At 35.5% G+C, this 26,717-nt stretch carries 20 protein-coding genes and 1 pseudogene; 5 read left to right on the forward strand and 16 right to left on the reverse strand.

Annotation, left to right across the window (positions count from 1 at the left end):
- Positions 1-389: 389 nt before the first annotated feature.
- Both ACQH2O_RS05060 and ACQH2O_RS05065 read right to left on the reverse strand, forming a co-directional pair.
- Entirely contained in the window at positions 390-1,205 is an 816-nt protein-coding gene (locus ACQH2O_RS05060) for a hypothetical protein (protein ID WP_022626257.1), read from the reverse strand.
- A gap of 57 nt (positions 1,206-1,262) precedes the next feature.
- Positions 1,263-4,598, reverse strand: a complete 3,336-nt coding sequence (locus ACQH2O_RS05065) for a glycoside hydrolase/phage tail family protein (RefSeq protein ID WP_425385112.1) — start codon at positions 4,596-4,598, stop codon at positions 1,263-1,265.
- A gap of 281 nt (positions 4,599-4,879) precedes the next feature.
- On the opposite strand from ACQH2O_RS05065, the gene ACQH2O_RS05070 reads away from it, so the two are divergent.
- Positions 4,880-5,890, forward strand: coding sequence for a hypothetical protein (locus ACQH2O_RS05070; protein ID WP_425385113.1), 1,011 nt, complete (start codon positions 4,880-4,882; stop codon positions 5,888-5,890).
- On the opposite strand, the gene dcd is transcribed toward ACQH2O_RS05070, so the two are convergent.
- Positions 5,891-6,448 (reverse strand): dCTP deaminase, encoded by a 558-nt coding sequence (gene dcd / locus ACQH2O_RS05075; RefSeq protein ID WP_006280485.1) that lies wholly within the window; start codon positions 6,446-6,448, stop codon positions 5,891-5,893. It abuts the gene before it with no gap.
- Positions 6,449-6,589: 141 nt separating this feature from the next.
- Here dcd and ACQH2O_RS05080 point away from each other — a divergent pair, with 141 nt between their 5' ends.
- Positions 6,590-7,606 (forward strand): substrate-binding domain-containing protein, encoded by a 1,017-nt coding sequence (locus ACQH2O_RS05080; RefSeq protein ID WP_070356802.1) that lies wholly within the window; start codon positions 6,590-6,592, stop codon positions 7,604-7,606.
- Between the two features lie 72 nt (positions 7,607-7,678).
- On the opposite strand, the gene ACQH2O_RS05085 is transcribed toward ACQH2O_RS05080, so the two are convergent.
- Positions 7,679-8,737 (reverse strand): hypothetical protein, encoded by a 1,059-nt coding sequence (locus tag ACQH2O_RS05085; RefSeq protein ID WP_244226868.1) that lies wholly within the window; start codon positions 8,735-8,737, stop codon positions 7,679-7,681.
- Between the two features lie 141 nt (positions 8,738-8,878).
- On the opposite strand from ACQH2O_RS05085, the gene ACQH2O_RS05090 reads away from it, so the two are divergent.
- On the forward strand, positions 8,879-10,339 hold the full coding sequence (locus ACQH2O_RS05090; RefSeq protein ID WP_095742676.1) for a TrkH family potassium uptake protein: 1,461 nt from the start codon (positions 8,879-8,881) through the stop codon (positions 10,337-10,339).
- A 255-nt stretch (positions 10,340-10,594) separates the two neighbouring features.
- Here the strand turns inward: ACQH2O_RS05090 and mgtE are convergent, their stop codons facing one another.
- Positions 10,595-11,965 (reverse strand): magnesium transporter, encoded by a 1,371-nt coding sequence (gene mgtE / locus ACQH2O_RS05095; RefSeq protein ID WP_006280192.1) that lies wholly within the window; start codon positions 11,963-11,965, stop codon positions 10,595-10,597.
- Positions 11,966-12,118: 153 nt separating this feature from the next.
- Between mgtE and prfB the strand changes: the two genes are divergently transcribed.
- Positions 12,119-13,223 (forward strand): peptide chain release factor 2 gene (gene prfB, locus ACQH2O_RS05100; RefSeq protein ID WP_141456981.1). Its coding sequence is split into 2 segments (ribosomal slippage): positions 12,119-12,193 and positions 12,195-13,223, totalling 1,104 coding nucleotides; the frame shifts between segments, so codons are not numbered across the junction.
- A 136-nt stretch (positions 13,224-13,359) separates the two neighbouring features.
- Here the strand turns inward: prfB and ACQH2O_RS05105 are convergent.
- The 9 genes and pseudogenes from ACQH2O_RS05105 to ACQH2O_RS05145 form a co-directional block, all read right to left on the reverse strand.
- Positions 13,360-14,446: pseudogene (locus tag ACQH2O_RS05105) on the reverse strand (IS3 family transposase).
- A gap of 78 nt (positions 14,447-14,524) precedes the next feature.
- On the reverse strand, positions 14,525-15,283 hold the full coding sequence (gene pstB, locus ACQH2O_RS05110) for a phosphate ABC transporter ATP-binding protein PstB (RefSeq protein WP_006280935.1): 759 nt from the start codon (positions 15,281-15,283) through the stop codon (positions 14,525-14,527).
- On the reverse strand, positions 15,280-16,065 hold the full coding sequence (gene dapB / locus ACQH2O_RS05115; RefSeq protein WP_010962542.1) for a 4-hydroxy-tetrahydrodipicolinate reductase: 786 nt from the start codon (positions 16,063-16,065) through the stop codon (positions 15,280-15,282). The genes pstB and dapB overlap by 4 nt, the downstream gene beginning before the upstream one ends.
- A 624-nt stretch (positions 16,066-16,689) precedes the next feature.
- Positions 16,690-17,736, reverse strand: coding sequence for a Fic family protein (locus ACQH2O_RS05120; protein WP_010082541.1), 1,047 nt, complete (start codon positions 17,734-17,736; stop codon positions 16,690-16,692).
- 169 nt (positions 17,737-17,905) lie between these two features.
- Entirely contained in the window at positions 17,906-18,898 is a 993-nt protein-coding gene (gene holA / locus ACQH2O_RS05125) for a DNA polymerase III subunit delta (protein ID WP_010962537.1), read from the reverse strand.
- Between the two features lie 5 nt (positions 18,899-18,903).
- Complete coding sequence (locus ACQH2O_RS05130) at positions 18,904-19,083, reverse strand: hypothetical protein (protein WP_010082539.1); 180 nt, start codon at positions 19,081-19,083, stop codon at positions 18,904-18,906.
- 131 nt (positions 19,084-19,214) lie between these two features.
- Positions 19,215-20,015, reverse strand: a complete 801-nt coding sequence (locus ACQH2O_RS05135; RefSeq protein ID WP_010962536.1) for a metal ABC transporter permease — start codon at positions 20,013-20,015, stop codon at positions 19,215-19,217.
- 1 nt (position 20,016) lies between these two features.
- Positions 20,017-20,382 carry an Mth938-like domain-containing protein gene (locus ACQH2O_RS05140; protein WP_010082536.1) on the reverse strand — a complete coding sequence of 122 codons (366 nt, stop codon included), beginning with the start codon at positions 20,380-20,382 and terminating at the stop codon, positions 20,017-20,019.
- A 3-nt stretch (positions 20,383-20,385) separates the two neighbouring features.
- Positions 20,386-21,252, reverse strand: coding sequence for a 4-(cytidine 5'-diphospho)-2-C-methyl-D-erythritol kinase (locus ACQH2O_RS05145; protein ID WP_010082535.1), 867 nt, complete (start codon positions 21,250-21,252; stop codon positions 20,386-20,388).
- 81 nt (positions 21,253-21,333) lie between these two features.
- Here ACQH2O_RS05145 and ACQH2O_RS05150 point away from each other — a divergent pair, with 81 nt between their 5' ends.
- Positions 21,334-24,597 (forward strand): UvrD-helicase domain-containing protein, encoded by a 3,264-nt coding sequence (locus ACQH2O_RS05150; protein WP_425385114.1) that lies wholly within the window; start codon positions 21,334-21,336, stop codon positions 24,595-24,597.
- 324 nt (positions 24,598-24,921) lie between these two features.
- Here ACQH2O_RS05150 and ACQH2O_RS05155 read toward each other — a convergent pair whose 3' ends face one another.
- Together ACQH2O_RS05155 and radC are read right to left on the reverse strand one after the other, a co-directional pair.
- On the reverse strand, positions 24,922-25,212 hold the full coding sequence (locus tag ACQH2O_RS05155) for a GIY-YIG nuclease family protein (RefSeq protein ID WP_010082530.1): 291 nt from the start codon (positions 25,210-25,212) through the stop codon (positions 24,922-24,924).
- Between the two features lie 277 nt (positions 25,213-25,489).
- Positions 25,490-26,164 (reverse strand): RadC family protein, encoded by a 675-nt coding sequence (gene radC, locus ACQH2O_RS05160; protein ID WP_010962534.1) that lies wholly within the window; start codon positions 26,162-26,164, stop codon positions 25,490-25,492.
- Positions 26,165-26,717: the final 553 nt, after the last annotated feature.

Below are 26,717 nucleotides of genomic sequence, written 5' to 3' on the forward strand. Positions count from 1 at the left end.
GAGAGATGATATTTTGCGAAAGAGCTGTTTTCACTTAATGATTTACTGGATTAAATATACTTAATTATAATGTATTTTTTTCATTAGTATATTAAATTAACTACTGAAATTAAGAGTAGCTATTCAAGAAAAAGCCTGTGAAGGCTCTATCCAGTAGGGCAGTGCCATGACTACTTGGATCTAGTTTCCATTATACAATTTCATCAAAGCAGTTTACTTACTTGCAATTAAGTTTCTGGATCCAAGTAGTCATGGCACTGGGATGACAGGAGAAGGAGGCTACTTAGATGACACCCTCCTAGTGGATTCAAATCACAATGTTCGTACAGTTATGTGCTTTGACACTGAAATCTTAAGCTAAAATCATGAAAAGCACGAATTTCAATATCTTACCTTTGATTATTCACTTTAAGCTTTAAGTCTTCAACAGAAGATGCATTTGCCTCACTTACTACCTTTAGTGGTTCACCAAGGCTATGTTCCACTTTTGTCTCAAATTTAAAGCCCAATTTTTCGCAAAGCTTCTGAAAATATTCAACAATAACATCAAACAAATTCTTACCACTTACTTTGTAGTTTTTTAGCTCTTTAGGAATGGTAAGAAGTACTTTACCATCTTCATATGTTACATTTTTATCTTCACATTTCAGTTTAAACTCCGCTGAACTGCAAAAACCTGGTGTTTCGATATATGTACAATCATCATAGTTAAGCATTTTTGTATATTTCATGCTAAAACTAAGCTTTATACAATTGGGTTCACGACAATCCATAATATACTCTCTTGTCATACAGTTGCTTTGCGTTGACAAATGAAAAGATCCAAGAGCTTGACTCATATCATTAGGAAGAAAATGAGTATATCCGCCCTGATAATAGTTATTTATTAACTCCTCAATAATAGAGTTATTGGGAATTGTTGCACCAACGTGTTTAAACATTTCTGTAAAAATTTGTCTGAGAAATGGACGATAATTCCCTTTTCCGTTTTCATCCCGTAGAATTAGATTTTTATGTTTTGAATACAGATTGTTAATAAATTCGTTAGTTATTTTTTGTCCGTTAATAGCAAGGCCGTGTGTTCTATTAAGATCCTTATATGTTCCCTCACCAGAAATTACTTCGTCCCAAGTGTTAGCTTTGAAATCAGCATATTTGAGCTTCTTCACTTCAGCTTTCAACGCATTGACCATTTCCTTTGACATGTTATATCTCTACCATTAATACCTGTATATTAATTCTAGCACTTACTTTATTAAATTTCAATTACTAAATGAATTTATCACTTTCACTTCCGTATTTTCCAGCGAGTCACCGTAAGTCACTGCTTTTAGGTAAAACTTTTTTCCCCTTTGCACTTCGAAAGATATTACTGAATCATCAAGCAGAGTAAATTTTTCACCTGCGGTGTGCTGATACTCTTTGGTGCCCTCTTGCCCTCTAATTAGGTTGCTAAGCTTATATTTATTTTTATCTATAAGTTCGGCACTCTGAAATTTTACTATCTCTTTTCCAACCAGTGCTAAATTGCTTACATTTATAGTACTAACATTAGTGCTTGTAAAACCCTCTTCTGTCATCCCAGTGCCCAGACACTGGGATCCAGGAGAAATATGGTCAAGCGCTGGAATGACACCATCACTTAAATAATGGTTATATGAAGAACTCAATACACCAAAACGTAACACTACTATAAGCCCCTCGTCGGTAGATTCCATTACATATCCGTAAGTAGACTGCTTGTTTGTGTTTGCGATAGGCTTATAATCCTTATCGTTGTACGAAATAAAGAGTGTTGCTCCTTTCCAATTCTTTTCCTCACTAATTAAAGTAAAGCTTGCACTATTACCTTTAATATCCAGTAAATCTATCATTTCTACGATGGTTTTGCTGATATGAGAAGGAGGGTATTCCTTCAGCATAAGTGACCTTGTTGAAGGAAAAGAAAGCTTATATATAGAGTGATCATAACCAACGCCAATTACTTGAATGGACATGCTTTCAAATTTCGTTTTTATAATTCTCACCGTATGTTTTTTCTCACTTTCTAAAATCGTTATTACATCACTTGGCACAAGCCACGCATATTTTATCGGTAGCTTGAAATTGTATATATTTCTCTCTTGCCACGAAGAATAAAGTAAAACCTCAGCGATATTTTGCGCCTCTCCCTCCTCCATAATGAGCGGTATTTCAACTGTTATAGCAGCGCCTTGCTTTGGCAACTCAGCATATTTAACATCAATTGGATAGCCAAAATTGCGATTAAAATAAACGACGTTAACTTTATTGTTTAAATCTAATTGACTGATATTAGCAAGTTTTAAATTGTTACTGAAAACCGTTTCACCAATTGGTATTTCAGTCGTAACTCCCCTGCCCTTTTGGACAAATTTCAGTTTAGAGTCCTGTTCAACCACATCAAAAAAATAGCAACTTTGCAGCATTTTAATAATTGAACGTACCGATTGCTGGTCATTTATTACATATCCAGACAATAATCCTTTAACATCACTCGTATCGAACTGATCGCTTTTTAAACCTGCTTTTTGTAATAGATCCGATAAAACATCGGAAATATTAAGCTGTGAAAGCTTTCCCTGAATCCAATGTCCTGTCTGCCAATTATGGCAGTCAGTCCACATATCACACAAATTGGGGAAATAAGGAAATGGCCTTGCATCCCATGCCCAGAGAAACATTTTTTCTACCATTTCCGAGCTTTGCCACTTCTTTAGCGTTCCTTCAATTGCAATTTTTTGCGAAAGAAAGCTCACCTCTCCGTTTGAATATCGTGGATATTTGCTCTCTATGCTGCCTTTATCAACAAACACATTTGGCTCATTAGTGCAGCCGTTCATACTGGGAAATCCATACTCAGTAAACCATATTTTTTTCATTTTTGGTTGCCATTTCGTTTTACTACCACTGGGGTTTATGTGAGTTTCACTCCACCATTTCTCTATATTTTTCCACGCATACCTGCTGTCGTTATACTTTACTTTTTCAGGTTCACTCTTTGAGTAATCATAGAAATAATCATACCCCACTCCACTGCTCCAACCACCCATTACATCTTCCGCGGAATAACCAAAAGGAGGCTCTGGACCATCAGTCAGTGGAAAATAAGCATCTATGCCAATAACGTCGATGTACTCTGAAGACCAAAGCTCATCCATATTATACCAACCATCATATGAATGGTATTCACTCCAATCAGCAGCGTAAGTTACCGTTACTTCTTTTCCAAGCTGAAGTTTTATTCGCTTTGCAAGCTTAACTAGCTCTATAACGGCAGGGTAATTCCCTTGTTCATCCCTGATTTTGGTAAGTTGCGCAAATTCAGATCCGATGATAAACCCTTCCACTTTAGTTTGTTTGGCAATGCTTGCATAATGCTCTATAAATTTGTTATATTGATTCTCAAAAAAATCACTTATATCCCCAGGGGTCCCGCTCAATTTTCCTCGCCACTCTTTGTTCTTTGTGTCAAGTAAGGGCATTGGATAGAGCATCACCTTGTAGCCTCTGCTGTGTAGCTCTTCTATATATCTTATCAACGCTGCATCACTAACTGTGCCACCATACCTTGGGTTTCCACTCGCATCTTTTGAAATTAGCTGAGCATTATCTCTGGTTACACCCCCTACTTGCCAATCATCAGGTAATATTGCGGAATCATCTTGAAATTCAACTGCAGGATATATTTTACAATCTTTAATGTTCAGATCATTCACAAACCAATTGACTACCACCGACACCAACTCAACATTTGGCAAATCTTCTTTTAATTGATCCAAAGAAAGCATTGCATCGCTCTTTTTAGTGTGGTTGTTGTGATTTACCCTTTGCGCCAGCCCATATGGGATATATTGGTTGCTGCTTATTTTCTCTTGCGCGATTTTCTTCTGTATTTTTGTATCATATACAAACTCACCTGAACCTGGTATGATATTGATATTCGGAATATTTTCCGCTATTGAAAACCCAACGGGCTTTAATGCAGTTCGCACTTCAAATGTAAATATCGGGACGCGATTGTTATAGTCTGCTAAAGGAAAATTCTTGATGACTATGTAAGATATTCCCCTATAAGCCGGCACATTCCCCTCTCCTTCAATTGATGACATAAATGGATCAGGATTTTGGTCTTCTCTGCCGCTGTAAAAAGTATAATCTATTTCATCAAAGCTAAGTGATGTTGTATCTGCCCAGATTCTGTTTAATTTTTCTACTTTCCCCTTGCAGATCGCAATTGCAAGCGTTGCGTAGTAATTATATGTAACGTTCATACCTCTTCCAATTTTGCTTTTGGTGGTTATCGCCTCTTCTTTTATTGGCTGTGACCAAATAATGTTCCCTGCAACACGAGCAGTGCCATAGATAATTGGAATCGTTCTGCCGTAGGTTGAGGTTTGAACTTGCAGATTTTTTAGTCTCGCACCATGCGTTACTTTTTGCTCGGCATCAAGGCCGAACATTGCCCCATCTAGCTGTGCACCAAGAAGAGCACCGAGTTCTGAGCCGATAATCCGGCCAATTGGACCAAAAATGCTGCCTGCTTGACCAAAAATTGATGATAAAATTATTGTAGACATGGTAATCCTCCTTTTGATAGATTTTTTTGAAATTGTTGAGAGAAGATCCAAGTGTCACGCTACTTGGATGACAAGAAAGTGGTACTGGGATGACAGATACTATGATAAGAAATTCAGCAGCTTACAATGGATAGTTGAAGTTTTTAATTAAGAAAAGCACACAAGTAAATCGTGTAGCTATAGTTATTGTAAGCAACAATGAAAAAGTGCGGAAGTGAAAAATTTATGTTGATTTTATATTAATTTTTAGTACAATTTAGCATTATAATCTGGGGGTGCAAATGAAATTTGAAATGTCGGAAGAAAATAGTAAAAGAGTCTTGTCTGGTACAAAATGGATTACTAATGTTGGTCAAAACTATCTTACATCACTGAATAATAGCACTAAAACAACTAGTTCTGGAAAAAAATTAATCAATGCTTTTTTACTTGTTCCAATCATCGTGCCTACTGCTATAACAGCATTATCTCTTAGCTTAACTATGCTTTTTTTGAATGCTGTTAATGTTCAAAAAGATGATTCTAAATTATCTAAAGTAATAAAGTTTATAGTTAGCTCTCTAATCTATATAGCTGCTACCGTGGTTTTAATTCCGTGCATTGTATTAAATCTAATAATTTCACTGATACCTGGTCTTATTTTTTATTACATTAATAAAGACATGTTTAGTCAAAAAGACATAGAAAACAGTCAAGGTCAACCAGTAAATAAAGTTGAGATAAGTAATGATAAAGAATACAATGAGCGTGTTGAAAAAGAAGCTAGCATATCAGGAACTGACCAACATCAAAATAATGAAGAGCACGAGCAAAATGAACTAAGGAGTAATAGTCAAAGTAATTCAGAACAACACCATTCAGCATATAATCAAGCATTAGTAAGTAATGGTCAACTACATAATCAACCGACTGTAGAAGTAATATCTCGAGAAGTGGGTAATACGCGATTTGTAGACCAGACTGTTATAGCAAAGGATATAAATAATGATGGTATACGAGATGGTGGAATGATGATGCGAACAGTTGGAAATGATCGTAACTTCACTGCTTGTGGTGTTGTTACCGGAAATGCTACTAATAAACAAGAAGGTTTCGCTACTGCTATGGGGTTTTCATGTAACATTGTTGAAAATGGAATAGATTTCCAACTTGGCTGCAGTATGCGCACTGGAACTGACAAAAAGCAAGCAATTAAACATCTTAAGCAAAGTGAATCAGCGCGAACTTTGCTATCTGGTGATAGTGGAATATTGTCTATAGAGCAGTTTGGTAGCTCACAACGAAAGCAGTAATTATTTCACCAGCGGCAAAGTAATACCATGCTGATTCATATATTTTCCTTTCATATCATCATATGATTTCTCGCATTCACTTTCGCCGCTTAAAAATACGAATTGGCATGCGCCTTCATTAGCGTAAATTTTCGCAGGAAGTGGAGTGGTGTTTGAGAATTCGAGTGTGACATGACCTTCCCATCCAGGTTCTAAGGGAGTAACGTTTACTATAATTCCACATCTTGCGTAAGTTGATTTACCAACACAAATGACCAGTACATTCCTTGGTATACGAAAATATTCCACTGTACTTGCAAGCACAAAGCTATTTGGTGGAATTATACATACGTCTGTTTCCTTATCTATGAAACTATTCTCAGAAAAATTTTTAGGGTCCACGATGGCTGAATTAACGTTAGTAAAAATTTTAAATTTATTATCCACTCTTGCATCGTAACCATAAGATGATAGTCCGAAAGATATAACACCTTTGCTGCTTTTGTGGTTCACAAAAGGTTCTATCATTCCAAAATTTTCAGCTTTTTCTCTTATCCATTTATCTGGCATAACTGCCATAATTGCCCCTTAAAGTTGTGTAATACTTACAATAATATAAAATAAAATTTAAATGTAAACTGTAGCTTTTGTCATGCAATTAAAGCTTTTCAGTTTGATTTTTTATTACAATAATTAGATTTATGTTCTTAACTAAAAATAATGCTTAGAAACTTTCTCCTGATTTTTGTATTCGTATTATTCACGCCGCTATCAAATGCTGATGCCAGGAAATACATCAGAATTGTTGGATCTTCAACTGTTTTTCCTTTTATCTCGTTTATAGCCGAAGAGTTCAACCGTGTATTCTCCTTTAAGACTCCAGTTGTGGAATCGATAGGAAGTGGATCAGGATTCAAAATGTTTTGCTCAGGAATAGGGGAAGACACTCCAGACATCACCACTTCATCTCGCCCTATGAAGGAAGTAGAAAGAGAACTATGTAAAAGGAATAAAATTAATGAAGTGATAGAAATCATCATTGGCTATGATGGAGTTGTCATTGCAAATTCAAATCAAAGCCATAGATTTGATTTCACAAAGAAGGACTTATTTGAAACTTTATCTGCATATTCTCAAGAAAATGATAAATTAGTAAAAAATAATAAGAAGTTTTGGTCTAATGTCAATCAAGCCTTACCAAAAACAGAAATTGAAATTTATGGTCCACATCAAAATACAGGTACATACGAAACTTTGGTTAATTCTATTATGCTTGATCAATATTCATGCATGAACTCGAGAATTTTCAAAGAGAATTATAAAGATCAGGAAGAAAGAAAGAAAGCATGTGGTAATATAAGGGATGACGGAAGGTATATAGAAGTTGGAATTAATGAAAATATAATAATACAAAAATTGAAAAGTAACAAGAACGCCTTAGGGATATTTAGTTTCAGCTTTTTAATGAGGAATCAAGATAAAATACAAGGGAGCACAATTGCAGGAATTGAGCCAACTTACGAAAATATATCATCGGGAAAATATATATTAGCAAGACCTCTATACCTTTACATAAAGAGGGAACACTTGGATACTGTTGATGGATTAAGAGAATTCGTAAAAGAAATTATAGATTCGATCGGCATTGAAGATGGGTACCTATCTAGGCTTGGTCTAATTCCACTTTCAAGTGAAGATATAAAGAAAGCTTCAGCAAAGGTTTATGATATAACGTGACGGCAACGTTTCTTTTATATTCTTTGTTCTAGCGTAGTCAGACCCAGCGCGGCGCGCTGGGATGACAATGGATTACTGATTAGGCAGTTCTGCGTTGTTGCAACACCCAGAAACAACCGGGTTCAAACTTTTCGTATTTGGACTTTCTGATTTCTCACAAACTCCTCCAATATAAGCTAGTACAGCCAATGCTGAAACTGCTGAAACTTCTAAAACTAATGCAACTACAGGATATGCCAGCACATAGGCTGCAATAGCACCAACTACGCATAGTCCAACAACGCCTAGAGCGATCTTCCCTTTGTATTCATTAAGCTTTATTTCTCTGTCCTTTTTATAACCCTTAACTTCTTGAATAAAGTCTTCAAGCCATCCCTCACCAGCTATATTAGCATACTCTTTTTGTTGCTTTTCAAGAGAACCTATTATATAGTTATCTTCTGTATTTTGACCTTCTCTATTAACCATGTGGTCTTCAAGCCAGAAGTTACGAACATCAGGGGAAGCTTTATCCCAAAGAAGTTTAGTGATCTCTTTTATCTTTTCAAATTCTTCTTTGCCAAGATTTCTTTCATAGTCAACCATCAGAGGATAAATTAACAAGCAATCAATATCAGTAGCATCACTCCAATATACATTTCGCGTCAAAACACTTTCTACATCTTCACCGCAATTCTCTAGTGCTGTTTTAACTTGATCAACATTAAGACTTCTTATTGCACGCCTTAGTGCCATATCAAGATCCATTACCCTCTTGTGCTCTTCTATTTCTTGAATAACTGTTTTAAGAGCAGGTATGTTATAAAGGCCAAATCCTCGAAAACTCTCTATTGCACGACAACACACAAAATCACGAGTTTTCTGATTAGCAACTTTCCAAATTTGTTTAATGATCTCTACGTTTTCTCCAATTTCTCCTTGAACTTTAACTCCAGCGTCAAGACCAATAATAGCAAAATCTAAAAAATTATCTTTGTAACCAGCCCCAATCCCCTCGTGGTTCAAAACTGCTTGTATATTATCACATTCATTATTGTCGAATATGCCCTGGACCTTTTGAGGGTAGTTATTGCTAATTGCTATAATTAATGAAGCTCGAATTTTTTTTTGTATATCAGTTAATTCAACCATATCTTACCTCTAATAAAAATTTAATTATCACACATATTTACAAGTAAATCAAGTATATTGTTAATAACTGTTAATAAAGGCCAACAAAATGCTTGACGTTAGAGTAGCTTTTATGGCTTTGTATAGCGAGGAAGTAATTCTATGAAAAATCATCAACGTTTACAAAATTTGCGTTCAATTGTATTTATTGTGGGAATATTCCTATTGCTGTTTAGCTTAGCAATGCTTATTCCTGCTATTACTAATAAATGTCTCAGCTACAAATGGAAAAATTTCCTCGCTGGATTCATAATTACCTGCACATCTGGCGCAATTTTTATTTTACTCGGTAAATTAAGTAGATTGCATGGAATGCCAGCAATTTTTGCGATTACTAGTTGCACCTGGATTGCCTTGTCTCTGTTTGCAGCTATTCCTTTCTATTTTGATAATCTGAGCTATGTTGATGCATTGTTTGAAACGATATCTGGCATCACAACCACAGGAGCAACTATATTTAATGATATTGAAAAACAATCTCCAGGAATACTGCTATGGAGAGCAATGCTACATGGCATGGGGGGTTTTGGTGTAATCACTTTAGGAATTGCAGTTTTTCCTATGTTTAAGGTTCTCAGCCTAAATAATTTACTTTATTCTGAGTATTCAGATGCTACCAAAAGGAAGTTGCCGAATACGCGAAGCGTAGTGATTCATGTTACGGCAATATATTATGGCTTAATTTTGTTATGTATATTTTCCTATTATCTAGCTGGTATGCCACTGTTTGATGCAATATGCCACGGAATGTCCTCTGTATCAACTGGTGGATTTGCTAACTATAATGATTCTATAGGGCACTATAATAACCCTATGTTAGAAGTCATAACGATCATTTTTATGATTTTGGGTTCTCTGCCTTTTCTTAGCTATTTAAAAATTATAAGACGGTTAGACATTTGCTATGATGAACAGGTCTCTTACTTTGTTAAGATAGCTACTATCTCATCTTTATTTGCTTGTTTTTGGTTGTATAAAAATGTTGATTTAGGAGTGTCATTATCATTTAGATGCAGCACATTTACCATCACTTCCTTGATTACGTCAACTGGTTATGCAATCTGTAATCATATAGATTGGAGTTTCATTTCAGTCTTAGCTTTTTTTCTCACCTTTGTTGGTGGATGTAGTGGTTCTTCAAGTGGTGGTGTCAAAATCTTCCGCTTGATTGTTCTTTTAAGGTCTATAAGAAATTACTTTTACCTTTTATTAAACCCTGATGCAGACAATGGAGTAAAATTCAATGGAAAAACCCTGGAGAATGATGAAATTCACTCTGTCTTTATATTTTTTGCAATTTTCATGTTAACGTTTACCATTTCATCAATAGTGATGTCTTACTTAAGCAATGCAGACTTTATAACTAGCGTCAGTTCAGTCTCTGCAACGCTTACAAACTCTGGTCCAGGGTTCAGCAACTTAATAGGTCCTTCAGGTAACTATTCTTCTTTCAGTAATGAAGTAAAATTATTTCTATCGTTTTTAATGCTGCTTGGCAGACTTGAAATATTGCCAATCTATTTTTGTATAGGTAATTTATTCTTATTTAATAGAGAGAAATAGTTGGTGAAACTTGATATTATAGCTAAACTGACTTACGACAATTTGAAAAACCGTCATTCCGCTACTCGTTAGCGATATCTATACCGCGAATAAATCCACAGATGTACGAACATTGTGATTTGGGCACACCAAGAAGAATGTCATCCAAGTAGCCCCTTTCTCGTCATCCCGCTACTTGTTAGCGGGATCTATGCTAAGAGATACCGCGAATGAATCGCGGCATGACGGTTCGCGGCGGTATAGCTATAGATAGTATTAGCTATTTAATAAAAAGATCGTAGCTAAACCAAGAAATATAAAAGCTGAGAGAATATCAGTTGTTGCCGATGTTAGGATTGAAGAAGAAACGGCAGGGTCAGACTTTAAGCGATGAAGCATTATAGGAATGAAAGTTCCGATGAACGTTGCAATAATTGACATCATAATCATGGAGACCACAAAAATCATCTCCACTTTGAAGTTGTGAAACCTTATTGCTAACACTACTAATGAAATAGTAGATAAGATCACCCCGTTTATAAGACCTATTAAAAATTCTTTCATCAGTATTCTTTTTGCATTTTGCTCAGTTAGATATTTTGTTGCGATTGCCCGGATGGTTAGCGTTACTGTTTGGGATCCTGCATTTCCGCTCATTGATGCAATTATCGGCATGATTATTGGCAGCACTATAAAACTTTTTATTACATCATCGAAAAAGCCAACTACTATGGAACACATTGTTGCAGCTAAGAGGTTAAACAGTAACCAAGGTAGCCTTTTAATTATAGTTTTATGTATAGGGGCATTTATATCGGCTTTAGAAGATACACCGCTTATTTTGAGTACATCCTCTTCTGTTTCTTGTTGAACAACTTTTATCACATCTTCAATTAAGATCACACCAATAATTTTACCATTCTTATTTACTACCGGAGCCGATAATAGAGAGTAATCTTTAAATATTCTTGCTACTTCCTCTTGGTCTATTCCAGTTTTAATGATTTTTATGTCATGATCCATTATCTCTTTTATTATTGTGTCTCCTGAGTGAGATATTACCTTATTTAAATTAACACTGCCTATAGGCTCTAATTTTGAGTTGATAATGAATATCTGGTGAAATTTTTCTGGTATTTTTTTATAGTTGCACACAAATTCTGTCAGTTGATTTATTGTCCAATAATATGGAGCTATAACCATATCTTTATGTATTAACCTTCCTGCACTTTCTTCTGGATATGATAGCAACTCCTCTACCGATTTCTGAGTTTTGCTGGGCAAATAGTAAAGTATATTTTCTACAGACTTTCTATCTAAATCTTTCACTATGGTTACTATATCTTCTACATCAAGGAGCATTAGTAACTTTGCTGTATTTTCTATTCCCAATGTTTCTATGATCTCTATTTGTAAATCTGGCACTACATGCACTAGGGCATCACTTAACAAATGTTGATCGAGGATATTAACTAATTTCTCCCTGTGATCACTGATCGAAGTAGATAAAAAATAAGCTAACTGAACACTGTCTATCGTTTTTACAATATTACGAACATTCTCTAGCTCCTCGTTATCAAGTGACTCTATTAAGTCATCAATAGCCTTTTTGTCTAAACCATAATGGGAACTTATTTCAATATTCATTACTTTACCTTGTTTTTTAATAAATATACGCGCTTGATTTCCTTAAACATTAAAGTATAATGAAATTATTTAAATTAACTATCATATGGTTAAATTTCTATTTTGTTTACTGTTATTGTTATTGATAGTAAATATATTAAAATCTAAAGTATAATGAAAACTTATCCAGAAATTCTTGAACACTTTCAAAGCTTAAATAAAAGTATTTCTCTTATCAGGAGGTGTCTTTGACATAGAAAAATTAAAGTTGCGTCTTGAAGAGCTTGACTCCCAAGCGTCGAATGATGACCTATGGCAAGATAACCAAAAAGCACAAGAAGTTTTAAAAGAACGTTCTAAAATTAAGAATGACGTAGAGTCGTTTTTAAAGCTGGAAAGCGATTACAACGATGCCATCAGCTTAATGAAGTCTGCTATTGATGAAAATGATGAAGAATTTTTCTCTGAAGTTGAAAATGAATTAGCTAAGCTAGAGAAATTAATCAAGTATAAAGAAACAGAGTCCTTATTTACTGGTGAAGCAGATAATAATAACTGCTTTTTAGAAATCCACTCAGGAGCTGGCGGAACCGAGAGCAATGATTGGGCTGAAATGCTGATGCGCATGTATATAAGGTGGGCAGAAATTTATCACAACTTTAAAGTTGAAGTTGTAGAAAAATTAGAAGGAGAGTCAGTTGGTATAAAGTCTGCAATGATAAAAATCGTTGGAGAAAAAGCTTATGGGTGGGCAAAAAGTGAAAGTGGAATTCACAGGCTGGTTAGAATATCGCCATTTGATGCAAATGGTAAACGTCATACCAGTTTTGCAAGTGTAGGAGTAACTCCAGTGATAGAAGATTCAATTGATATTGCTGTGGATGAAAAGGATCTAAAGATCGACACCTATCGTGCTTCCGGAGCAGGCGGTCAGCATGTGAACAAGACTGAAAGTGCGGTACGCATTACGCATATTCCAACTGGTGTTGTAGTTCAATGCCAAAATGGTCGTTCTCAACACAGAAATAAAGATGAGGCGTTAAAATTACTTAAAGGACGTTTATACCAAATTGAACTGGAAAAAAAAGAACAGAAAATGGCTGAAGAATATGGTAAAAAATGCGATATAGGCTGGGGCAATCAGATCAGATCGTACGTTATGCATCCATATCAAATGGTGAAGGATTTAAGAACCGGACATGAAGTGGGCAATATAAATTCTGTTTTTGATGGTAATATAGATTGTTTCATAGTTAGTGTGCTTACTAAGCAAAATTAGGTAGGGTTGACTTTCTTGCCATAATATATGATAATTAAAATATTGTTAAAGTAGGAGTAAAGTTATGGCGATTAAATATGATCAGTGGAAAAGTGACCTTACCCAGAAAAAGTGGAGAGAAAGTGTGGAATGTTTTTTACAAAAAGAATGATGCATCAAATTGTTCTGGAATGCAATAGTTAATAGTGACGTTGTTTGTTATAAAAAATTTCTATGTATTCAAATATTGCAGTTCTAGTTTGTTGAGCAGAGTGTTGTGAAGTATCAATAAGTATTTCTCTTTTCAATGAGCTAAAGAAGCTTTCTGCAACAGAATTGTTGTAACAACAGCCTTTATTACTCATCTATATTCTTTACAGCTAAGAGATATTGATACCCTTGCGCAGTATATTGTGAACCTTGGTCACTGTGCAGCAGTAGATTTTTAACAGGTTTACGCCTATTAATGGCCATTAATAAAGAGTTCATAACCAATTGTTTATTTATTGCACTACTCATTAACTACCATACGTGAGAATTATTGCTGCCAAATATAGCCATCCCTCCTTGGTTTTGATGTAAGTAATCCCATACTTTATTTGGTTGATCAACAATAAAGTTTTGATCTAGTATATTGGGAGCTACAGCTCTATTATCTGTTTGTTGTTTTTTAATTTTAAACTTTCTTCTCAGTATAGCCCTGATGTCATTTTTCTGCATAATACTTTGCACCGTTTTCAAATTGCAACTTTTACCCAAAGCCTTCAATTCAGCATGAATTTTAGGAGCTCCATATCTACATTTAGAAACTTGATATATTTTTTGAATAGCTTCGAGTAGCTCTTTATTTGCTGATTCTCTACTGCTTATTTTTCTTGTGGTCCACTTATAGTAGCCACTAGCAGAAAATCCTACATAATTCCTGTACTTTATAGCAGTTACTATATAAAAAAATATTTTACTCTTTTTGACTGGCCAGGGCTTTTTTTTAAATGTCTCTTTCCCTTGTTACTCTTGCTTTGTAAATCAAACCTCTCTTTGTCGTAAGGAGCCATGTTACCTCTACCTGGAAATGCATTTGCCGCTGACTTTTTTTCGTTATATTTCTTCATCCATTTTCCTAATACACTATCCCTTATTCCTAGATCTCTTGCTACTTTTGCAACTGGTTGACCTACCTTTCTTTGTTCATTTGCCAGCTTAACAGCTTCCAATTTGAATTCTGCCGTATATTCTCTTACCATTTCTAATCCTCCAAAATTTTATTTTACCCAAAAAAACTCTTTTCTTTCTCTCCACTTTTTCTGGGTAAGGTCAGAAATTTAATGATCCAGGATATACTCCTTTGTTAAGGGAGATTGAGCATTTTCGAATATTTCTTGAGTGCTTCCAGACTCAACAATTCTGCCATTATGAAAGAAAATTACACTATCAGATAACTTTTTAGCTTGCTTCATTGAATGAGTCACCATAATTATAGTAAATCTTAATTTTAGCTCTTGTATAAGATTTTCGATTGCATTGGTTGCCATTGGATCAAGAGCAGAGCACGGTTCATCCATTAATAAAATAGTTGGCTTCACTGCAATTGCGCGAGCGATGCATAGCCTCTGTTGTTGGCCACCGGATAAATTGAGTGCGCTATCTTGCAATCTGTCCTTCAATTCTTCCCATAAACCAACCTTGGTTAAACTATTTTCCACCATCTCATTCAATTTTTGCTTATCCTTCGCCATACCATGCAATTTTGGCCCACAAGCAACATTATCATATATTGATTTTGGAAAAGGATTTGGCTTTTGAAATACCATACCAACTTTTGCTCTAAGTAGTACAACATCCATATCGCGTGAATATATATCACCCAGCCCATCGATATCTAATTCACCAACAGTTTTGCAACCTGGTACATAGTCATTCATACGATTAAAACAACGCAAAAATGTTGATTTACCGCACCCGGATGGTCCGATAAAAGTAGTAACTTTTCTTTTATAAATATTCAAATTTATATCGAATAAAACTTGCTTAGAGCCGTACCAGAGATTTAAATCTTTAACAGAGGCACGTGTATTGCTCATATCACATCCTGCATTGAATAGAGCCCCGGAATTTCTCTTTTATTTTCGTATAGCCATACTGCTGCTTGAACAGCTCCTCTAGCAAATGTTGTGCGATCAATTGCTTTGTGGTTTAGTTCTATCCGTTCATCAGAATTAACAAACATCACGCTGTGATCTCCTATTACTCCACCTCCACGAGATACTGCAAAACCTATTCCCCCCTTTTTCCTTATGTTTGAACCACTATGTAAATATTGATTGGACTGAAAATCCACTTTTGAAGCGTTAGCAATTGTTTTGCCAAGTTCTATAGCTGTTCCAGATGGTGAATCCTTTTTTAAGTTATGATGCATTTCCCAAATCTCAACGTCATATTCATTACCTAAAAGCTCAGCAGCTTTTTTTACCAATTTCAGCAACACATTAACCCCAACACTCATATTTGCTGACCATAATATTGGAACTTCAGCAGCATATTCTTTCAAATCGACACCTTCTATTCCAGTTGTGCCACTAACCAGCGGTGTTTTAAATTTTACAGCTGCTTTAAGGCAGTCTAACATACATTCTTTAGTTGTAAAATCTATTACAACGTCAGATGACTCAAATATGCCACTAATAGAACTTGTAACTTTAATTCCTAGATTGGCTATAATTGGTCCAATATCTGAATCTATGTACTTACTACCTGAACGGGCAACAGCACCTGCTATTTCCACTTTGGTATTTGTAATTAATTCATTGAGTATTTTTTTGCCCATTCTGCCTAAGCAGCCTATTACTCCAACTCTGATTTTCATAAAGCTTTTTACGTTTATTAAGAATGTTAGGCCTTTTTTTAAGCTCTGTCACTTCTGATCTATATTCTATAGCTGTACGAACACTGCAATTTCAGATCCCAGTGCCTTGACCACAACTATTGCAATATGGTACATAGTGAACGATGTCATTCCAGTCTGGAATCTAGCCTTTCTGCAATCTCATCGAAAACGTTTTTCTATGCTAGTTTGCTTGCTTACAAGCAAACTTTTCTGGATCCCAGTGTCTGGGCACTGGGATGACACCCTGACAACCGTCATCCCGCTACTTGTTAGCGGGATCTATGCTAAAAGATACCGCGAATGAATCGCGGTATGACGTAGGACTACTGTCATTCCAGTGCTCCTTTTTTTGTCATCCCAGTGCGTGACACTGGGATCTAGCCTTTATTATTTGGTTGAAATTAAGTTTTCTGGATCCCAGTGTCAGCTACTTTCATGACATCATTATAAAGTAAAATGAGATCCCAGTGTCTGGGCACTGGGATGACAAGAATAGGGCACTGGGATCTAGTGGGCTCAAACTACAATGTTTGTACAGCTGTGATCTATATTCTATAGCTGAATAATTTAACAATTCAAAATGAATACATATCCTATTGAGCTCTATATTACATACCAGGTTGCTTTGCCTTTTCCATGCTGAGTGATGTGATTACTCTTTACGAGATTAGATACGTGCTTCTTTAAGGTATTGCAGTTTGCTTTAGTAATATTTTCCAAATCCTTAATTGTAAGACGTCCATGTTTGCTGAGTAGTGCTAATACTTTAGCAGAAAGTGGTGGTAAATAGAGATTTAACACTTTTTCATGTGACACCTTTTGTTCAAGATGAAATTTTTGCTTTTGTAGTGACCTTAAAAAGAATATAAGCCATGGATTAAAATCATAGCTGCTCGTCTTCAAGGATTGTTGAGTACGACGCAAAGCTAAGTAGTAACTCTCCTTATTACTTTCAATTATACTTTCAAGGGAACTGTAAGGTACATAGATATACCCTAACTTTAGTAACAAGAAAGTTGTGAGAATGCGTGATAATCTGCCATTTCCATCCTGGAAGGGATGAATAGCTAAAAAAGTAACTATAAAAATGCCAATAATTAATAGAGGGTGTAACGATTTCACCTCTAATTGCTGGCTAGTCCAATAAATAAGTTCTTGCATTTGTGTTGCTGTCTCAAATGGAGAGGCTGTTTCAAAAACTATGCCCAAGCTTTTTCCAGATTCATCAAACGCTTCAACATGATTGGGGAATTTTTTATATTCTCCCATGTGCCTTTGATCTTTATATGAAAATTGTAAAAGCCAGATGTGAAACTGTTTTATAGTGTTTTCTGTAAATGGCATCTTGTTAAAGTTTTGAAATACTTCTTCACACACATACGCATATCCGGCTATTTCTCGTTCATCTAGAGAACGAAATGAGCGTGTATCAAGTTTGGATAGTAATTGCTCAACTTCACGGTCTGATAATCTTGCCCCTTCAATACGAGTAGAAGAACCAATACTTTCAATTGTTGCAATTTTCTTGAGCATTTGTAAACGTTCTGGAGCTAAATTACCAAACAATTGCCATGCTCCTTTAAATTCATCAATTTCAGCAACTAATTTTAACATTTCAGGTGTTATTACAATTTTTGAAATGTCAAACATATCTGTATTTTTATCTAGTTATATTCAATTATATTCGAAAATATCCTATTAGCAAAGAATACTTATGAGACACACACTAAAGAATGAATTTTGGTAGGCATAAAAGCAGCTATTTTATGTTAAAATACAACATTTTGATGAAATTATAAGAAAGGCTGGATCCGAGTAGTCAGCTACCTGTCAGTGCATGTTGAAAAATCATTTTATGATCTAAATCAGTTTTTTTACAGGTAACTTCTAAGCTTATCAATTTTTCCAAGATCTTCTTAAGTTCTGAAAGTTGCAAACTTTTCAAATGAGATTTAAAACTCTGCAATTGTTTAAAAAACAATGGAGGGCTTAGCTGATCAATCGCAGCCTGCTCACTCATTCCACCTTGCACTGACAGCAAAACGTTTTCAAGGCGTAGGAAATAATTTGATATAATGCGAATTAGTGCTATCGGTGAAAAATTTTCTTGCGATATCAATGCATCAGAAATTCTAATGAAACGCGACATATCTTTACTTGCTATGGCAGAGCATAGATCATCAAGTGTAGCATAGTCGTTGCCGGAAGTTGAAAAGCATAATTCTATATCAGTAAGTTTTAGGTCTTTTCTCTCCCCTAAGTATAAAACTAACTTCTCAAGTTCTGAACATATAGGCAGCTTGCTATGATTAAAGTAAGATTGCAAATGGTAGATTATCTCATTTGTGCATTTTATATCATTTTGTTTTAAGTAACTTGATATAATGTCATAAAGATTGCTGTTGCTGTCCTTATAGCAAGCAATCACACCAAAAATTTTTGAACTCTCCATATAACTTTTAGTCGCAGAATTATATGGAAGATCATTTGCTACCATCATTACATAATGACCACTTGCGTTATAATCCAATACATTTTTTAACTCCTTGGATATACCTCCACTCACATTTATCAGCTTAATTAATTTTTTGCTGGTAAACATCGAAACGTTTGCCAATTCAGAAAACAGTAAACTGGGTGACTTATTCACTATTGCAAAATCCATCACCTGAACTGAATACTCACCCAAATTAGCAATTATTTCTTGTACATAAAAATCAACCCTACTGTTATCACTTCCATGAATTAACACACCACGTAAAGCATCAGGTTTCTCTAGGAATTTTTTAACTTTGGATGGTGTGACCCTCATGCTATCTATATGATATCATTCTCATTTGACTGTACATGAGTATCCAAAGACTCTGAGTCTCCTTGTGCAATATTATGCACATCACCTGCTACATCATCTGACTCTTCTGTTTTTCCTGTAATATAATTATAAAATTTTTTCACAGGTTGAGATATATATTTGGAAAAAAATCCTTCTTCGCTCATATTGCTTACTCCATAAAATTAACAACTTATCATTAGCATATAAATAATAGTATAGCAAAAACTATTTTGTGCTAAGATAGTGATGTTTTATAATGAGTATATTACAAAATTATTAACATTCGAGATCAAAATTAAGCCAACCTGCTTAATACTAGCCTTATAAAATAAGCGATAATTAAATATACCGCTGCAACAAGTATAATTGCAGGTCCAGTTAACAAATCAAAACTTGCAGATAACATGAGACCTGATATCCCAGAGATCACAGAAAAAACTGTTGCAACAATAATCATCTGCATTGGAGTTTTCGAAATGAGCCTTGCAGATGCTGCTGGTATTAGCAAAAATGCAGCAATGAGTAATATTCCTATTAGTTGGGCAGCAATTGCTATAAATATAGCAAGAGTGATTAAAAATTCTAGTCTAACAAAGGTAACATTAATTTTTTCAACTACTGCTAAATCTTGATTAATTGAAATCATTAACCAATAACGCCATCTAAATATTAATATCAAAGTAACTACTGCAGAGGTTAAAAAAATCAATACTATATCACTTTGATCGAGCGTTAATATATCACCAAACAGTGAGCTAATAATACTATTATTGCCAGATGGAAGAAAAGACATAAGTATTAAACTCGATGATAAAACTACATTGGTAACAATGTTCAATATCGTATCAGCAGAATATAATCTGTTAAAATTAAGAGAAAGTAGTATAGCAAATGTAATTGCAATGAGCATTATGCTAAGCGATGGGCTAATCTTAAAGATTAAAGCAAGTGCAACACCAAGCAACGAAGAATGGGACAAACTATCACCAAGATAAGATAACCTTTGCCATATCATAAACGACCCTAAAGCGCCTGTTACTAGGCTAATTACAACTACTGCAACTAGACTGTTGATGAAAAAGTCCTGGGTAAGCATGCTATATGGCTATTAGATAACTGACAACAAATCTATCTTCGGATATCAGAATATTATGGGTTCTGCATGCAGAACCTGTTGTCATAAATTCAAAATTTAAACCTTTTTGTTCCATAAGATAGGACTTCACTGAAGAACTTAGTATATTGCGTGTTTTACCAGTACCTATTAACAAAATTTCTATTTCCTCTGTTAAAAAAGATTCAAAATACTCCTTGCTGTTTATATCACTTTCTTTCAATTTTATCACCTTTTCAGGAAAAATTATAATTGAGCCGCAATATTCTTGATTGTTTACCAAAAATTTTCCTTCCCTGTAACCATTTATAAGATTTTTATTCTCGGAAATTAAGGGAGTTATATCCATAAGTCAAACTATTAATTGAGTGTTGCATACCCACCATTCTGGTTGCTTTTTTCCGATATTAACTGCAGCAGCTTTTGCATTTTCCTCACTATCGAATATTCCAAAGCATGATACACCACTGCCTGACATGCGAGAAAGTATAGAGCCTTCTTGTGACTTAAGTGTTGATATCACATCCTTAATTTCAGGTACAAAGCTTATTGCTATTTCTTGAAGATCGTTTCTCGTCTCTTTAAGAAACTTCAACAAATCCTTTTCAGCGTCATCGCTCCATTTAATTGGCTCAGAAAATTTTCCTTCATGTTTGGAAAATACCTCTGGTGTACTCAAAAACCTTTTTTTCGGTTTCACAAGCACCACATTTGTAGGTAAAGAGAATTTTTTAATGTGGCATAATTCTTCGCCAATACCTCTAACAAAAACTGGCTTGCTATCTACGCTTGCGGGAACATCAGCACCAACGTTTAAGGCTATTTCATTTAAAATCGTCCTATCAATCTCCCACAGCTTCCCTAGCGTACGTACCACAGCTCCAGCATCTGAGGATCCGCTACCAAGTCCTGCAGCAATTGGTATGTTTTTTACAACCTTTACAGTGACTTTAGTGCGTACAGGAGCATGCCTAAGCAGCAGATTAACCGCTTTCATTACAGTGTTATATTGGTTATTTATTTTAGACTCGGAGTTTATAAATTCAACTGTAGAGTTATCGTATCTAGAATCCTTCTCACCTACTTTTATTTCCAAAAAATTAGAGAGATTAGCAAAGACAAATAAACCTTCAATCAAGTGATACCCTGTTTCTTTTTTGTCTACAACATGCAAAAAAAGATTGATTTTTGCAGGCGCCTTTACACAAAAACTTTTCATTATATATCTTCACTAACACTATTTTTACATTATATGTATAATGCTATTCTAGTCAACTTTTATAAGGTTCTCGCACTTCTGATGAGATCAAATGCCATAAATCCTAATTTCTCTGTGTGGGTAAATGCGTCCGCTGGTACAGGCAAAACAAAAATCTTAATAGACAGAGTATTGAGACTTTTATTAGAAAACAAAAGAAATATTCTTTGCTTAACATTCACCAATGCTGCAGCAAACGAAATGGAGAATCGCATTCACAGCATACTCAGTAAGTGGGCAATATGTTCAGATAGTGTGTTGGCAGCAGATCTAGAACAACTAGATTTCTTTCCAATGTCATCCCAGTGCGTGACACTGGGATCTCAGCACCCCTACTTGTCATCCCAGTGCGTGACACTGGGATCCAGAAAAAATAAAGATTATTTAACAAGAGCAAGAAGGCTTTTCTCTGAACTGGAAAATCTTGGTCTAACTATACAAACCATACACGCTTTCTGTTACAAATTAATCTCCAGCTTTCCTATAGAAGCTGGCATTGCTCCAAATTGCACGCTGAGCGAATGCAAAGAATTACATTCCATCATATTCAATAAAGTGCTTCATAACGAAACTGTGCAGGATGATATCAACCTTATTGCAACTGAAATTGATGAAAATAAACTACGCGATTTGCTTTATACTTTATGTGTAAAAAGATCAGCGTCAGCAAATGATTCGAAATATATCAAAGATAAATTGAGCGCCCCAGATGAAATTCATGACTTACAGAGTGAAACAATTGAGCACGTGGAAAGACTAGCCGAGATATTAAGTGAAGGCAGTAAAAGAGATCAGAGTTATAGTGAAATACTTTATTCTACTGTCATCCCAGCTGGGATCCAGAAGAAAAGAACCAGCGTCACGCGCTGGAATGACACTAAAGTAGAAAACCTAGCCAAGGTCTTTTTAAAATCAGAATCGCACGAAAAAAAGAGCATATCATCCATTGCAACAAAAAGTATTTTGGAGAAATTCAAAGATGCAGAGCAAATAATAGAGAGCGTTCAGAATGTAGTATTTACCCATATAAGAGACATGAACTCTTATCAAATATTCAAGATAACCAGTAGCTTACTTGGTGTATTTAAAGTATATGTTGATTTGTATAATAGTGAAAAATCAAAAAATGCACTGCTTGACTACAATGATATAATCAACTTAGCAACAAATCTTCTTAGCAATCCAAACTATAAAGATTGGATATTGTTTAACTTGGATCAAAAAATAGATCACATCCTTGTTGACGAGGCACAAGACAATAGCATCAGCCAGTGGAAAATTATAACAAATCTCTGCGATGAATTTTTTGCCGGTAATGATGAAAAGCGAACCTTATTTGTTGTTGGTGACGTAAAACAATCCATATACAGATTTCAAGGAGCAAATCCCCATCTATTCAACTATATGCAACAATACTTTCATACGAAAACTGGTGGTAGAGATTGGATATCATGCCAACTTGAAAAGTCATTTCGCTCAACTCCAGAAGTTTTGATGCTTGTAGATAGAATATTTAATAACTTCCGCGCAGAAATATCTTTTAATGATAATGAAATAAAACATGTTCCACATAGAGAAAATGACCAAGGATATATTGAAATTTGGCCAGCGTTACCAAGGCGCAAAGAGAAAGAACAGCAAGCTTTACAAATTCCTCTGACATGCAGGGAAAATTATATAATAGCAGACCGATTACTTGCTCAAACAATAGCCAACAGAATTCACAATTGGTTAAATGAAGGGCGAATTTTAGTCGCTAAAGATCGCCATATAGAGCCAAGAGACATTATGATTTTGGTACGGCAACGAAACGTATTAGTTGATTACATAATAAGCGAACTTAAAAAAGCAAACGTGCCAGTTGTAGGCCGGGATTATTTTAGAATTATGGACTATATAGCCGTGCAGGACTTAATAGCTTTGGCCGAATTTTTACTCCTCCAGGCAAATGATTTAGCTCTTGCAAATGCTTTAAAATCACCGCTATTTAATTTCACCGAGGATGATTTATTTAACATTGCATACGACCGTAAAGAGCATTCACTATGGAAAAGAATTCAGGATTATTCTGTGGTTATCTATAGTGAATTAAACTATCTCATTAACTTATCTCGCATAGAGTCTCCTCTTGCACTATTTACACATATATTGCGTACAGGTAAGAAGAAATTTGCTGCAAGGTTAGGTCTTGAGTGCTTTGAGGTTCTAGACGAATTTATGAACCTCGTGTTGCAATTTGAAAACCCATCTCTTCAAGCGTTTGTTCAATGGATCAAGGAGAATAATCCGGAGATTAAGAATGATATGCAATCAGAACGCAATGCTGTGCGAATAATGACAATTCACAAATCAAAAGGTCTGCAAGCTCCCATAGTATTTTTGGTTGATACAAACACAGTGCCAAGAAACAGTGAAAGCATTATCTTTGATGGAACAGAAGTGCCATTTTGGTGTGGAAAAAACAACAACGCTTATTGCGATCAAGTAAAAAGAGAGAAAAAACTAGAGGATTATAATGAATATTTGCGTTTATTATACGTAGCACTCACGCGTGCTGAAGATGAGTTATACATCTTAAGTAAAGAGCCAGTGCAAAAGGGCTCTTGGTATGATCTAATCACTAAGTACGGAGAGCCATATGAAAAGAAACAAAGGGATTTACAGCCAATATTTAAAGAAAAAGTTGAAGTATTATGCGTGAATGCAAACTACCCTTACATTTATAAAAAACGTGATTATTTTGACGTTCCGGTCATTTCCCTTCCACCAGCTTTAGCCCACTCTTCGGTGTCATCCCAGCGCGTGACGCTGGAATCCAGTGAAAAAGAAGGAGCAGAATGGATCCCAGTGTCAGCTACTTGGATGACAGATGGTTATGCAAGAGGCCTGATTATTCACAGCATATTGCAGTATATGCCCAAGATAGAAAAAGAAAGGAGAAAAAATTGGGTCAGAAAATACCTTGATAACATCAGCGAAGATAAGGATGAAATTTACAGTAAAATATTAGCCTTTAATGAAAAATATGGCTATTTGTTTGACTTGGAAGGCAAATCAGAGATTACACTGAGTGGAACAATTGATGGCAAGTCAGTATTAGTACGACTAGATAGGCTATGCATAACGCAAGATAAAGCAATCATAATTGACTACAAATCACACCGTAACGTTTCTGTTTCCTTATTAAATGAAATAAAAAAACAGATGTTAATCTATAAAACCTTAGTACAAGAAATATATCCAAACAAGCAAGTAGAGTGCGTGGTTATTTGGGTGGAAGATTTAACCATTCAATCTGACTTTTAACGAAACTTGATTGCAAAAAATAGCTACTACGTCATACCACCGCGAACCGTCATACCGCCGCAGACCGTCATACCGCGATTCATTCGCGGTATCTCAGCCGCTAACACGTAGCGGAATGACAGCAGTCCTACGTCATACCGCTGCGGATAGATCCCGCTAACAAGTAGCGGGATGACGAATTACTTAACTGTCATACCACCGCAAACCGTCATACCGCCGCGGTATCTCAGCCACTAACAAGTAGCGGGATGACGAATTACTCAACCGTTATCCTGCTGCTCCTTTCTCGTCATCCCGCTACGTGTTAGCGGGATCTCAGCATAGCTATCTTAAAGCTAAGTAATATAAGTCAATCCAGCTAGGATTCTTTTGATTGATCAAATTAATTTTCCACTGCCTTGGCCATTCTTTCAGGCGCCTTTCTCTTGCAATAGCTAAACTTATATCTTCAAACTCTTCAAAATATACAAGTTTATTTACATTATATCTTGATGTAAAACCTGAAACAATTTTGTTTTTGTGTTCCCAAATCCTCTTGATCAAATTTGCAGTTACACCAATATATAATGTGCTATTAGCTTTATTTGTAAGTATATAGATATATGATAACTTCATCTTAATCGTTTATAGCTAAAGTAACTGAGGTTTACCAACATTATACTACACCATCATACCACAATAAAACTTACCGTCATGCCGCCGCAGATAGATCCCGCTAACACGTAGCGGGATGACGAGTTACTATACCGCGGCGGTATCTCAGCCGCTAACAAGCAGCGGGATGACAGCAATCTACGTCATACCGCGATTCATTCGCGGTATCTCTTAGCCGTTAACACGTAGCGGAATGACGATTGTCGGTAAATCTAAGTTACTGTAGCTATAAAGGCTTTCACAACAACCTATTTTCCTTGAAACTAAAATAGCTACTGAATGTAATAATAATGTGATCTATTAATTCTATTCCTATACTTTGGCAAGCTTCTGCTAGTTGTCTAGTGAGAGATATATCGCTATTTGAAGGTTGTGTATCTCCGCTTGGATGATTGTGAGATATTACAATGGATGTTGAACCAATCAAAAGTGCGCGCTTGATGATCTCTCTGACATAAAGAGGAGTTTGATCTACTGTACCAATATTTTGCAAGTCTTCCGCTATTAGACGATACTTTTTATTCATATAGATGACACGAAAATTTTCCTTATTGAGGCTTCCTATACTTATTCTTAAATAATCAAGCAATTTTTCCCAGTTATCGATTACAGGCAGGTTTTTTATTTCTTCTCTTGCAGAACGAACAAAGGCTTGTTTTACACAAAAGATGGCAGATATCGCTGCATTGCTGACATCATCAACGTTTTGCAGCGCTTCCAGGTCAGCATTAAAAACTTTATTTAAGCTGCCAAAACTTTCTATCAAACTCTTTGCCACCGGTTTTACATCAATTCTACTATATGCTGAATATAAAATGTGCTCTAAAACTTCATAATCAAGTAATGATTGTCCATTATCTAAAATAATTTTCTCTCTTAGGCGCTTTCTATGCCCCTTTTTGTAATTTTTCATCATCAATGAATTGCTTATCTCTTGTATAATAAGAAATTAGATTTTTAAGTAAAATATTTAATAAAGCGCATGACGCACAATTGTAAGAACATTCATTTTTAAAGACAGCAAATGGTGTCATGAAAGTAGCTGACGCGAGCTCTACGTCATACCGCCGCAGACCATCATACCGCCGCAGACCATCATACCGCCGCAGACCGTCATACCGCGATTCATTCGCGGTATCTCATCCGCTAACAAGAGATCCCGCTAACAAGTAGCGGGATGACGAATTACTTAACCGTCATGCCACCGTGAACCGTCATACCGCGATTCATTCGCGGTATCTCTAGGTCCCGCTAACAAGTAGCGGGATACTTGATCTTTACAGGGATGACGGTTGTCGTTTAGCTACAAACATTAAGAAATTTACCAAATGAAAAAAAAGGCAAAAGAAGCCCTAGTCATTGTCTATTTTCAGTATTTGGCGTTTTTTAAATCTTAAACACTGCAATTTAGCTGCTTTTAAACGCAACTCACCTTAGTTTAAATGTTTAAGAAATTTACTAAGCAG

This window comes from Wolbachia endosymbiont (group B) of Schoenobius gigantella (assembly GCF_964031005.1).
GTDB classification, from domain to species: domain Bacteria; phylum Pseudomonadota; class Alphaproteobacteria; order Rickettsiales; family Anaplasmataceae; genus Wolbachia; species Wolbachia pipientis.

Coding starts and splice junctions, on each gene's coding strand:
- ACQH2O_RS05060 (WP_022626257.1), bottom strand. CDS start 1,205: ATGTCAAAGGAAATGGTCAATGCGTTGAAAGCTGAAGTGAAGAAGCTC.
- ACQH2O_RS05065 (WP_425385112.1), bottom strand. CDS start 4,598: ATGTCTACAATAATTTTATCATCAATTTTTGGTCAAGCAGGCAGCATT.
- ACQH2O_RS05070 (WP_425385113.1), top strand. CDS start 4,880: ATGAAATTTGAAATGTCGGAAGAAAATAGTAAAAGAGTCTTGTCTGGT.
- dcd (WP_006280485.1), bottom strand. CDS start 6,448: ATGGCAGTTATGCCAGATAAATGGATAAGAGAAAAAGCTGAAAATTTT.
- ACQH2O_RS05080 (WP_070356802.1), top strand. CDS start 6,590: ATGCTTAGAAACTTTCTCCTGATTTTTGTATTCGTATTATTCACGCCG.
- ACQH2O_RS05085 (WP_244226868.1), bottom strand. CDS start 8,737: ATGGTTGAATTAACTGATATACAAAAAAAAATTCGAGCTTCATTAATT.
- ACQH2O_RS05090 (WP_095742676.1), top strand. CDS start 8,879: ATGAAAAATCATCAACGTTTACAAAATTTGCGTTCAATTGTATTTATT.
- mgtE (WP_006280192.1), bottom strand. CDS start 11,965: ATGAATATTGAAATAAGTTCCCATTATGGTTTAGACAAAAAGGCTATT.
- pstB (WP_006280935.1), bottom strand. CDS start 15,283: ATGAGCAATACACGTGCCTCTGTTAAAGATTTAAATCTCTGGTACGGC.
- dapB (WP_010962542.1), bottom strand. CDS start 16,065: ATGAAAATCAGAGTTGGAGTAATAGGCTGCTTAGGCAGAATGGGCAAA.
- ACQH2O_RS05120 (WP_010082541.1), bottom strand. CDS start 17,736: ATGTTTGACATTTCAAAAATTGTAATAACACCTGAAATGTTAAAATTA.
- holA (WP_010962537.1), bottom strand. CDS start 18,898: ATGAGGGTCACACCATCCAAAGTTAAAAAATTCCTAGAGAAACCTGAT.
- ACQH2O_RS05130 (WP_010082539.1), bottom strand. CDS start 19,083: ATGAGCGAAGAAGGATTTTTTTCCAAATATATATCTCAACCTGTGAAA.
- ACQH2O_RS05135 (WP_010962536.1), bottom strand. CDS start 20,015: ATGCTTACCCAGGACTTTTTCATCAACAGTCTAGTTGCAGTAGTTGTA.
- ACQH2O_RS05140 (WP_010082536.1), bottom strand. CDS start 20,382: ATGGATATAACTCCCTTAATTTCCGAGAATAAAAATCTTATAAATGGT.
- ACQH2O_RS05145 (WP_010082535.1), bottom strand. CDS start 21,252: ATGAAAAGTTTTTGTGTAAAGGCGCCTGCAAAAATCAATCTTTTTTTG.
- ACQH2O_RS05150 (WP_425385114.1), top strand. CDS start 21,334: ATGAGATCAAATGCCATAAATCCTAATTTCTCTGTGTGGGTAAATGCG.
- ACQH2O_RS05155 (WP_010082530.1), bottom strand. CDS start 25,212: ATGAAGTTATCATATATCTATATACTTACAAATAAAGCTAATAGCACA.
- radC (WP_010962534.1), bottom strand. CDS start 26,164: ATGAAAAATTACAAAAAGGGGCATAGAAAGCGCCTAAGAGAGAAAATT.